Source organism: Escherichia sp. E10V5 (assembly GCF_004212315.1).
GTDB lineage: Bacteria > Pseudomonadota > Gammaproteobacteria > Enterobacterales > Enterobacteriaceae > Escherichia.
In genome coordinates this window covers 186,074-196,227 of record NZ_RHJM01000007.1, presented here as the reverse complement: position 1 = coordinate 196,227, position 10,154 = coordinate 186,074, and the positions used below count along the sequence as shown (strand labels likewise).

General features: G+C 48.8%; 12 protein-coding genes. 9 read left to right on the top strand and 3 right to left on the bottom strand.

Annotated elements, in window-relative coordinates; all coding sequences use genetic code 11:
- A partial coding sequence (locus tag D9738_RS06875) for a zinc ribbon domain-containing protein (protein ID WP_130259822.1) occupies positions 1-288 on the top strand: 288 nt, incomplete at its 5' end.
- A gap of 39 nt (positions 289-327) precedes the next feature.
- Here D9738_RS06875 and D9738_RS06870 read toward each other — a convergent pair.
- A complete protein-coding gene (locus tag D9738_RS06870) occupies positions 328-1,041 on the bottom strand; it encodes a FadR/GntR family transcriptional regulator (RefSeq protein WP_130209844.1) in 714 nt (237 codons plus the stop codon).
- Between the two features lie 259 nt (positions 1,042-1,300).
- On the opposite strand from D9738_RS06870, the gene D9738_RS06865 reads away from it, so the two are divergent.
- The 8 genes from D9738_RS06865 to D9738_RS06830 are packed head-to-tail and all read left to right on the top strand — an operon-like array spanning position 1,301 to position 8,132.
- Positions 1,301-1,990, top strand: coding sequence for an RraA family protein (locus D9738_RS06865; RefSeq protein ID WP_240780257.1), 690 nt, complete (start codon positions 1,301-1,303; stop codon positions 1,988-1,990).
- Positions 1,991-2,002: 12 nt separating this feature from the next.
- Positions 2,003-3,016 (top strand): zinc-binding alcohol dehydrogenase family protein, encoded by a 1,014-nt coding sequence (locus tag D9738_RS06860; RefSeq protein ID WP_130259821.1) that lies wholly within the window; start codon positions 2,003-2,005, stop codon positions 3,014-3,016.
- A gap of 11 nt (positions 3,017-3,027) precedes the next feature.
- Positions 3,028-3,783, top strand: coding sequence for an SDR family NAD(P)-dependent oxidoreductase (locus D9738_RS06855; RefSeq protein WP_130259820.1), 756 nt, complete (start codon positions 3,028-3,030; stop codon positions 3,781-3,783).
- A 14-nt stretch (positions 3,784-3,797) separates the two neighbouring features.
- A complete protein-coding gene (locus tag D9738_RS06850) occupies positions 3,798-4,109 on the top strand; it encodes a UxaA family hydrolase (protein WP_130259819.1) in 312 nt (103 codons plus the stop codon).
- Positions 4,109-5,305, top strand: a complete 1,197-nt coding sequence (locus tag D9738_RS06845; RefSeq protein WP_130259818.1) for a UxaA family hydrolase — start codon at positions 4,109-4,111, stop codon at positions 5,303-5,305. The genes D9738_RS06850 and D9738_RS06845 overlap by 1 nt, the downstream gene beginning before the upstream one ends.
- Positions 5,306-5,332: 27 nt before the next feature.
- The gene (locus D9738_RS06840; protein WP_130259817.1) at positions 5,333-6,301 is read left to right on the top strand and encodes a C4-dicarboxylate TRAP transporter substrate-binding protein; all 969 of its coding nucleotides are present in this window, start codon (positions 5,333-5,335) and stop codon (positions 6,299-6,301) included.
- Between the two features lie 59 nt (positions 6,302-6,360).
- Complete coding sequence (locus D9738_RS06835; RefSeq protein ID WP_130209852.1) at positions 6,361-6,822, top strand: TRAP transporter small permease; 462 nt, start codon at positions 6,361-6,363, stop codon at positions 6,820-6,822.
- Positions 6,822-8,132, top strand: a complete 1,311-nt coding sequence (locus D9738_RS06830) for a TRAP transporter large permease (protein ID WP_130259816.1) — start codon at positions 6,822-6,824, stop codon at positions 8,130-8,132. The genes D9738_RS06835 and D9738_RS06830 overlap by 1 nt, the downstream gene beginning before the upstream one ends.
- A gap of 225 nt (positions 8,133-8,357) precedes the next feature.
- Here the strand turns inward: D9738_RS06830 and D9738_RS06825 are convergent, their stop codons facing one another.
- Entirely contained in the window at positions 8,358-9,419 is a 1,062-nt protein-coding gene (locus D9738_RS06825) for a fimbrial protein (RefSeq protein ID WP_130259815.1), read from the bottom strand.
- Positions 9,416-10,150, bottom strand: a complete 735-nt coding sequence (locus D9738_RS06820; protein ID WP_130259814.1) for a molecular chaperone — start codon at positions 10,148-10,150, stop codon at positions 9,416-9,418. Before D9738_RS06820 ends, D9738_RS06825 begins: the two co-directional genes overlap by 4 nt.
- Positions 10,151-10,154: the final 4 nt, after the last annotated feature.

Sequence of the window (10,154 nt, the reverse complement as noted above, 5' to 3'; positions counted from 1 at the left end):
CGCCGCCAGCTTGAGTACAAAGAGCTCTGGCGTGGCGGTCAGGTGCTTGCGGTTCCGCCAGCGTACACAAGCCAGCGTTGCGCGTGCTGTGGTCATACAGCGAAAGAAAATCGCCTGTCACAAAGTAAATTCAGATGCCAGGTATGTGGATATACAGCGAACGCCGATGTAAACGGCGCTCGTAACATTTTAGCGGCGGGGCACGCCGTTCTTGCCTGTGGAGGGATGGTGCAGTCAGGCCGCCCGTTGAAGCAGGAACCCACCGAAATGATTCAGGCGACAGGCTGAACGTAGCAGGGATCCTCGTCATTCAGGGCGTGGAGGATGTCAAGGCGAGGAATTATTGATCAGTGCACTGACCGGGCTGTCGAAGTGTGATTTCATGGCTTGAGTCGCCGTTTCGACATCTCTGGCACACACCGCGTCGCAGATTTTCTGGTGTAGTGTGATGATGTGATTGCCATACTCTTTTTGATCGCTTTGGGCGTTTAACCCCTCCTGGATGGATTGCCGCAACTGCTGATGTAATGCCTGCAATAACATCATAAAAAGCGGATTTTTTGAGGCAACGGCGAGTAACTGATGGAAGCGGATATCATGGGTGATAAAGCTTTCAACATCATCGAACTGTTCGCGGATTTTTGCCATTTCAGCCCGTAGGTTAGCAAAATCTTCCTCTTCGCCATTACGGGCAGCCGCTTCCACAACGCCCAACTCCAGCCAGCGGCGTACTTGAAGAATTTGCTCTGTTGTCACTTGTTCGGTCGCCAGGGCAAATCCAAACACCACGCGCAGCACTTCATCATCAAATTTTTTGATTCGTGGCACTTTACCGCTGTGCGTTTCCAGAATCCCCAGGGCGGCAAGTGAACGATAGGCCTCACGCACAATACCCCGACTGACGCCCAATTTCTGAATCAACTGAACTTCACTGGGAACAGGCATCCCCGGTGTCAATTTTTGTTCGGCGATCAGGTTAAGAATATGATTTTTGACCTGTGACGATAACGTTACGCTGGTCAATAACGCACTCTCACTCATTTTTACTCCTGTTGTACTTTTTCCTGGTCGGTAAAATCCAGAATACCGGGACTGTATCCTTCATATTTTCCTCCAGAACCCTTGATTATCAATAGACTACTGCGCCTGTGCGCCCGCCATGCAGTGCGAATCAAAGACATATTGCGTCAAAGCGTGGCGAAGAAATAGTAAATACCCAATTTTTTCGTGACGCCCATCGCAGTATTGTGCGCTTTTTCTCCTTACCCTGTAAACCTGTTAAACAGGATTATAGGTAAATATGATGTGGAAGAGTGATAACGAACTTTTTGCGTTGATGAAAACCCGGCTATTTACCGCCGTGGTTGGCGATATTCTCGACACGCTGGGCTATATGCACCAGTTTGTTTCTCCGGCAATCAAGCCGCTGGAGGTGAATATGGTGGTGGCAGGCCGGGCAATGCCGGTGCTGGAGTCCGACGTTTACGAAACCAAATCGACGTCGGGTAAGACGGCGATCGGCGAAAAACCGTTTGGCATCATGTTTGAAGCGCTGGATGCCCTCAAAGAGAATGATGTTTACATCACTACGGGCAGCTCTCTGCGCTATGCGTTATGGGGCGGGTTGATGTCTACCCGTGCCATGCATCTGAAAGCAGCAGGTGCGGTACTTGATGGTTACGCCCGTGACTCTGCTGAAATTCTTGAATTGAAATTTCCCACCTTTTGCCATGGCACTTACGCACAGGATCAAGGTCCGCGCGGCAAAGTTATCGATTTCGGCGTACCCATCGAATTTCACGGTGTGCGGGTGAATCCGGGCGATATCGTGTTTGGCGATCGTGATGGCTTGCTGATTATTCCTCAGACCGTTGAGAAAGAAGTTATTAGCCAGGCCCTGGAAAAAGTGGCAACTGAAAGTGAAGTGCGCAAAGCCATCAGTGATGGCATGAGCACGGTACAGGCCTTTGAAACCTTCGGCGTAATGTAAGGAGAGCAACGAATGAAGGCATTAACCATTGAGCAGGGAAGTCAGGCGCGATTTGTTGATATCCCCGAACCGGTCTGCGGGAAAGGAGAAGTGCTTATCAATGTTGAGCGTGTTGGGCTGTGTGGCTCTGACCTCAATACCTGGCGGGGGCTGAATCCGCTGGTTAATTATCCCTGTATTCCGGGGCATGAAATTGGCGGCACGGTGCTGGCAACTGGCGATATGGCGGGGGCGATCAAGCCTGGTGACCGGGTGGTCGTTCTGCCTTGCACTGAGTGTGGCGTGTGCAGCTCCTGTCTGAGCGGTCGTCCTAACGCCTGTAAGAACAACCAGACTCTCGGTGTACAGCGTCAGGGTGGGATGGCGCAACAACTGACGATGCCTGCACATAAGGTCATTGTTTGTAATGCCTTAAGTGTTGATGAGTTAGCGCTGGTAGAACCGCTGGCGGTGGGACTACATGCAGCCAGACGTGCGCAAATTAATGTGGGTGAATGGGTCGCAGTTATCGGTTGTGGGGTAATTGGCCTTGGCGCTATCGCTGCGGCATCCGCGATGGGCGCGCGCGTAATTGCTATCGATATTGATGATCGCAAGCAGAACATTGCCCAGGAGTGCGGCGCGCAACGTTTTCTTAATTCGCAGCAATGTGACGTGGCGGCAGAACTGGCGCTGTTAAATGACGGTCGCGGCCCGGAAGTGGTGATTGAAGCGGTGGGTAATCAACAAACCATTGAACAGGCTACAGGGCTGGTGGCGTTTAGCGGTCGTGTGGTTTATGTCGGTTACGCCAAACAACCAGTGAGTTATCAGAGTGCGCAGTTCCTGATGAAAGAACTGGATATCCGTGGTTCGCGCAATGCCACCGTGGCGGATTTTCGTGCCGTGCTGGCGTTGATGGTGTCCGGGCGTTATCCGGTCAGCAATCTGGTGAGCGCTCACTATCCGCTGGAACAGGCTGATCACGCTTTTAGCGACTGGGCAAGTGATCCCGGCGCGTATACCAAAATCCTCATTGACCTTTAAGGAGCGACACCATGAATGCTTTTTCTTTACATAACAAAACAGCGCTGATTACAGGGGCGGCCAGTGGACTGGGGCTGGCAATGGCCAAATGCATGATAGTCAGCGGGGCGAAGGTCATTATTGCTGACATGAACAGCGAGCTGGCAAAAGCTACTGCCGGAACATTGGGGTCGCAGGCCAGTTGGATACAAATGGATGTCGGGGATACCGCAGCCGCGCAGGAAAAAGTTGATGCGCTTATTAGCGAACACGGGGCTATCGATATCCTGGTCAATAACGCAGGCAATCACTGTAAAAAACCGATTGAAGAGATGAGCGTCAGTGATTTTGAGTCAGTGCTCGACGTTCACGTGGTCGGTGCATTTGCGTTAACCAAAGCCCTTGTGCCGCATATGAAACAACGCGGTCAAGGTTGTGTTCTGTTTACCGCCTCTATGACCTCATTTCTTGGGCAGCCTCTGGTTACTGGCTACAGCGCTGCGAAGTCAGCCTATCTCGGCATGATTCGCGGTATGACCACGGAGCTTGCCGGACACGGGATTCGCGTCAATGGCATTGCGCCTGGTTGGATCGATACACCAATGTTGCGTAAGGCCATTGAAGGCGATGACGAACGCCGTAACAAAATCCTTGGTCGTACACCGATGAAAAAATTCGGTAAGCCGGAAGATATCGGTTGGGCAGCGGTTTACCTGGCTTCAGACGCAGCGGCATTTGTCAGTGGTCAGGTGCTGGTGGTCGATGGCGGCGCATTGATCGGCTTCTGATGTACGGAGGAATTATGCGCAAACGTGCGTTAAAGCGACATGCCAAAGATAACTGTGTAGTCGCGCTGAATGACATCGCCAGTGGCGATATTGTCTGGTGGGATGAGGGGGAAATGGTGGCCTGTAGTTCCGTTACCCTGGGTCACAAACTGGCCTGCGAAGCGCTGAACAATGGTGATTCGATTCTGAAATATGGCGCCATTATCGGACATGCCACTCGTGATATTGCCATGGGTGAACATGTGCATTCCCATAATCTTGCCAGCAATGCCATCGCCATTTTTCATCATGATGATGCCGGCTATCAGCCAGAGGAAAAAGCATAATGGAAGGTTATGTACGGCAAAATGGCCGACCGGGTATTCGTAATACTGTGCAGGTAATCTTTATGGTGGAGTGTGCCAGCCACGTCGCTAAAAAGATTGCCGAGGGATTTCCTTGTCACGATGTGCAGTATTTTGGTTTTTCAGGTTGTTATCCCAGCGATTACGGCTATCGGCTGGTGAAAAATCTGGCGACGCATAGCAACGTTGGCGGCGTACTGATTATTTCGCTGGGATGCGAGAGTTTCGATCGCCGTCGGCTGGAGCAAGAAGTTCGCGAAAGCGGGCGACCGTGTCATACGCTGGTGATTCAGGAAAATAAAGGTACGACCAACACCATTACTCAGGGTAAGCAGTTGGTCGCTGAAATGCTGGAACAGCTTGCGGATACACCGCGTTGTACTCTGAACTGGAGCGACCTGGTGGTTGGCACTATCTGCGGTGGTTCCGATGGCACCAGTGGTATCACGGGCAATCCGGCAGTAGGGCGTGCCTTTGACCAGTTGCTGGAGAAAGGGGCTACCTGCATTTTTGAAGAAAGCGGTGAGTTGCTTGGTTGTGAGCAACATATGATGTCGCGAGCGGGCAGTCCGCAGGCACGTGATGCCATCGAAGCGGCAATGACAAAAGCAGAGCGTTATTACAGTTTGATGGGGCTGGGGAGTTTTTCCAATGGTAATGCCGAAGGTGGCTTAACCACGCAGGAAGAAAAATCCCTCGGGGCATATACCAAATCGGGTGATGCGCATATTGCTGGTGTTATTTTACCGACACAACAAACACCTTTTCCCGGACTTTGGTTGATGGACGTTGTGCCTGATGGTGAGCCACGTTTTGGTTATCCGAATATTAATGACTCATCAGAAGCGCTGGAACTTATCGCCTCTGGCTGTCATATGGTGTTATTTACCACGGGGCGCGGTTCGGTTATTGGTTCTGTGATCGCACCGATTATTAAAGTGTGTAATAACCCGCAGACGTGGGAGCATTTATCTGACGATATGGACGTAAATGCCGGACGAGTTATTAGCGAAGGCGCAACGCTCGACGACATTGCGGGCGATATTATGCAGGTGATTGAAAATGTCTCCAACGGTCAACATTGTGCCGCAGAACGACTGGAACATCAGGAGTTTGTTTTAACGTATAAAGCATTTGATTACAACAAAAACGCAGTCTGTCGGGCAGATCCCCGTTAATCAATAAAGCTCTCACAGGTAATAATAATGAAGAAATTACTGACGTCATTTTTATTTCTTTTCGCTATATTAAGTCCGATGCTGAATGCCGCACCGGTAACTATCAAAATCGCCTATGAAAGTAACCCTGGCGAACCCGCGGATACAGTAGTGAAGTACTGGGCAGATCTTGTGAAGAAAAAAAGCAATGGAGATATTGTTTTCGAGCTTTACCCAAGTTCACAGTTAGGTTCTAAACAAGATATTACAGAGCAAGCGTTGATGGGGATGAATATTATCACCATCAGTGATGTTGGTTTTTTAACTGACTATGATGCAGACCTGGGAATATTATTTGGGCCTTATTTAACCGACGATCCGCAGAAACTGTTTGCGATTTATGCCAGCGACTGGTTTAAACAGAAAGAACAAAAGCTGCGGGAAAAAGGTGTGCATATTGTCATGAGCAACTATCTGTACGGTACCCGGCAGATCATTGCTAAAAAACCAATTCGTACACCGGAAGACCTGAAAGGAATGAAGATTCGCGTACCGAATAACGTCATGCAGATTAAGGCCATTGAAGCAATGGGCGCAACGCCAACGCCGATGCCGCTGGGAGACGTTTATCCGGCGCTGACTCAGGGAATGATCGATGGTGTGGAAAACCCGGTTTCTGTTCTGTATGGGCAAAAACTGCATGAGCAGGCGAAATATCTGTCAATGGTGAACTATCTGACCAACACATCATTATGGTTGGGTGGAGAAGCGTTTTTCAGTACCCTGACACCTGCGCAGTTAGATATTATTCACCAGACAGCGTATGAAGCTGGTTTATATAGCCAGAAAATTACCACCGAGCAGGACGCTGCAATGTTGAAAACCATGCAGGAGCAGGGCGTGGAAATCATCTATCCTGACGTGGCTCCTTTCAAAGAAAAAGCCTTAAAAGTGTACCAACAATTCCCGGAATGGACCCCGGGGTTATATGACACTATTCAGCAACAGCTGAAATAACTTCATGGCACAAGGACAGGTCGGTGTTTCGGCACCGACCGTTAAGAGCAGAGGTGTGTATGCGTCTTTTAGGGAAAGTAATTGAAGTTGCCGCAGTATTAACGCTCTTTTTATTAGTGATAATAACCATTGGCGCGGTAATCATGCGCTACGTATTTAATATGCCATTACAATGGACAGAAGAAATCTCCGGGTTATTAATGGTTTGGGTGGTGATGTTCGGTGCCGTTGTTGCTGAAAGAGATAATACTCATTTGTCTATTCCATTTTTAGCTGATGCACTTACACCTCGCTGGCAACGCGTATTAACCTTATTTGTCTCTCTGATATCTATTATTTTGCTGGTTGTTATGGCCTGGTCTGCATGGAAATTAGCTGCCGGGACAGCGTTTAAAACAACACAAATATTAAAAATATCCTGGTTCTGGATCGATATTGCCGTCACGGTTGGCGCTATCGGCATTGCCTGTTTTACCGCCTTACACCTGATAAAGAAAACACCCAACAAGGAAGGTGAATAATGACCGCATTGAGTGAATTACTGGCGGGAAGTTGGCTGGATAACTGGCTGATGATCATTCCGCTGATGTTCATCTGTTTATTTATTAATATGCCGGTATGGCTGGCGATGTTTTGCGGCATTCTGACCTACTTCCTTTGCTATTCAAACGTACCGTTAATGGTGGCAATTCAGCGTTTGATTGCCACGACGCAAACTCCTTCGCTGTTAGCTATTCCGTTTTTTATCTTATTAGGTACGCTAATGAGCTATACCGGTATTGCCGCGCGTATTTTGCAAATTGCCAACGTGTTGGTTGGTAGAATGCGCGGTGGCCTGGGCGGGGCTAACATTCTGGTGAGTACCATGATGGGCGGCGTCAGTGCTTCTAACCTGGCGGATGCTGCGATGTTGTCGCGCATGATGGTGCCGGAAATGGAACAGAAAGGTTATTCCCGTGGCTTTGCCGCTGCGATAACTGCCAGCGGCTCGCTGATCACGCCTATTATCCCACCGGGTATTGCTCTGATCCTTTACGGACTGGTGGCGGATGTCTCCATCGGTTCCATGTTTATGGCCGGGATCCTTCCGGGACTGCTGTGCGCCGCGATGTTGATTGTCACCGTCTGGCTGGTGGCTATTCGTCGCGATTTAAAGCCTTCCAGCGAACACTGGCCAAAACCGAAAGAAGTGTCGGTGGCTCTGGTGCAGGCCTGGCCAGCACTGTTTTTAATCGTTGCGGTTATCGGCGGCATTCGGGCAAATATCTTCACGCCAACGGAAGCCGGAGCAGTGGCGGTATTGTTGGTGATATTTATTGGTTTTGTCATTTATCGCGAACTGAAAATCAGCCATGTATTTACTGCGCTCTCTGAGACGGCGCGTTCCACGGCTTCAGTCATGTTAATCATTATGGCGAGTGCCGCGCTGGGCTGGATATTTTCCCTTGAGCGGGCCGGTATAACAGTTGCGGAGTTTGTGACCTCTCTGACCGATAATAAATACGTCTTTTTATTGATTATTAATCTATTGCTGCTGGTGCTTGGCATGTTCCTTGAAGGCAGCGCCATCCTGCTGATATTAGTGCCGTTGCTCAAACCTGTGGTGGCGCATTTTGGCATTGATCCGGTGCATTTTGGCATCATCATGATCCTCAACTTATCGTTAGGAACGTTATCACCGCCTGTCGGAACGGTGATGCTGCTGGTGTGTAATACCGTACAGGTTTCAGTCGGACAATTTATACGAGAAGCGGTGCCACTACTGATAAGTCTGATTTTACTTCTGTTGGTCATTACCTATATTCCGATAATATCTTTGCTGCTGGTCTAAACAATAAATGTAATACCCTTTGATTGAGTATGACCCCCGTGATTTTTTCGGGGGTATTTTACCAGGAGGCTTTTGCATTATTTTTTCTATGGTCAACCGATGGGGTGTTTTTTAAAATAATTTAGAGTATATTCTGGTTAGAAAACGTTCTGACCAGAAGGCCAGAACGTTGATAACAATATAACGACAGTGATACACACAACGTTCTATCCGCGTGAATAGAATTTAGTTGTAGTTAATTTTGAACAGCACCACGGTATCAAAGGGGCCGGGCTCAATGGGGGTGCCGCTTATAGATGACAGTTCTGCCGTATAGGTTTTTTCATAGACCAGCATGTCGCTGGTAAAGTCGGCGTATTCAGAATATTTATTGAATGTATAGGGTGAAGAATTTTCATCCAGCACACGTAGCCGCAATCCATTCCCCACGAGCAGCGCCTGATCGCCTTCCACCAATGTTTCTTCGGTATAAAACGAAGAACTGACTTTGAAGCCATCGGTGCATTCACCATTTTGGGTTTTGGTCGTTTTGATGGAAAACGTTTTTGTTATATTGTGACGGCGAATATCCAGCACGTTAAATTTGCCAAAATCGATGACCTGATTATCAGGGGTAATGGCGAAGTCGACACTGCAGTCAAGAACGCGAATATTTTCCAGCCCATAGATGTGATATTTCAGGTTCTTGGCCGAGGGATCTTCGTTGACGCTGCCAGCGCCATCAAATTGTACGATAGTGTAATCGCTAAGGGTGCTTTGGTAATCGTGCGGCGGCATTTCGCGTAGTTTGACGTACAGTCGCATACGTGCCATAAATGTTCGCGATTTACGGATATTTGCAGGATCACCAGAGCAAATTTTATTTTGCCATCCCATAGCGATAATTTGCTCTGGCGTATACATGTCAATTTTTTTACTGTCGATGCATTGGTTAGTATCGATACGGCTTTTTCCGAGGCTGGCGTCATAATCAGCGCCGTTATAGGTTACACCGAGTTGATAGTAGCGATCCTGCATACCGGGGTAGGGGTTTACCCACGCGTATACATGCTCACTTTCGAAATCACCGTTGGTATTGTTATCACAATAGACGGGGATTTTAATATCATCGGATTCCCAGATTTTATCTCCCGTTTTGGCGTTAGCCGGGACGGCGAATGGCATAATCGTTTCTGCTTTTTCCACCGAGCCGCCTGAGGCGCCAAAATAACAGTCCAGCGCCAACGCGTTTTTTAAGGGCAGAAATAACAAACAGGCAATGAGTAACAGTCCTTTGCTTATACTCATTGTTTATCCTCCACCACGCGCTGCATTTTGCATGGCCCCTGACAGTTGAGCGTCGTCATACGCAACGCGCCATAGTCATCCATATAACCAAGATAAAACTGGTTGCCGTTATAGTTACCCGTACTGGCGATTGCCGAAGCAAAAGGCGCTATGAGCGTACTTTTAAAGCCGGGCAGAATGCCTTTTTTATCGCGGCCAAGATAGGCGATGGTCAGGTAATAAGGGGTCGGGTTTTTCAGGGTAAGCTGATTATTCTGCTGGCTGACCTGTAACTGTAATTCCACATGCTCGCCCGATTTTTTGCGTAATCCGGCGGGCCGCCAGAACAACTTTATACGGCTCTGGATAGCAACTTGAAGAATGGCATGACCGGTTGCTTTTTCCGGAGCGGGGGGGATCTCGCGCAGATTATAGTAAAACAGCGACTCACGATCGGTCGGCAATTGGCTGGTTGAAGATTGCTTGACGATACGCGCCTGCGAGGTCGCTTTCGCTTCCAGACGTTGGATTGGCGGCAAGGCTACGAGGAAATCATCGCTTTTATCCCCTTTGTCATTTTCTATCCATGAGTATGCGAGATAGGGAAGTTTATCGCTGCGATTTTCTATCCGCAGGCTGGTCGCTTTATCTTTGGCGTTAAACACGATGCGAGTGCGATCGGGCTGTAACGCAGCATGGCTGCATAAGCTCACGATCAGCAGAATAAGGGGCATTCCTTTAAAAATTGTCATTGTC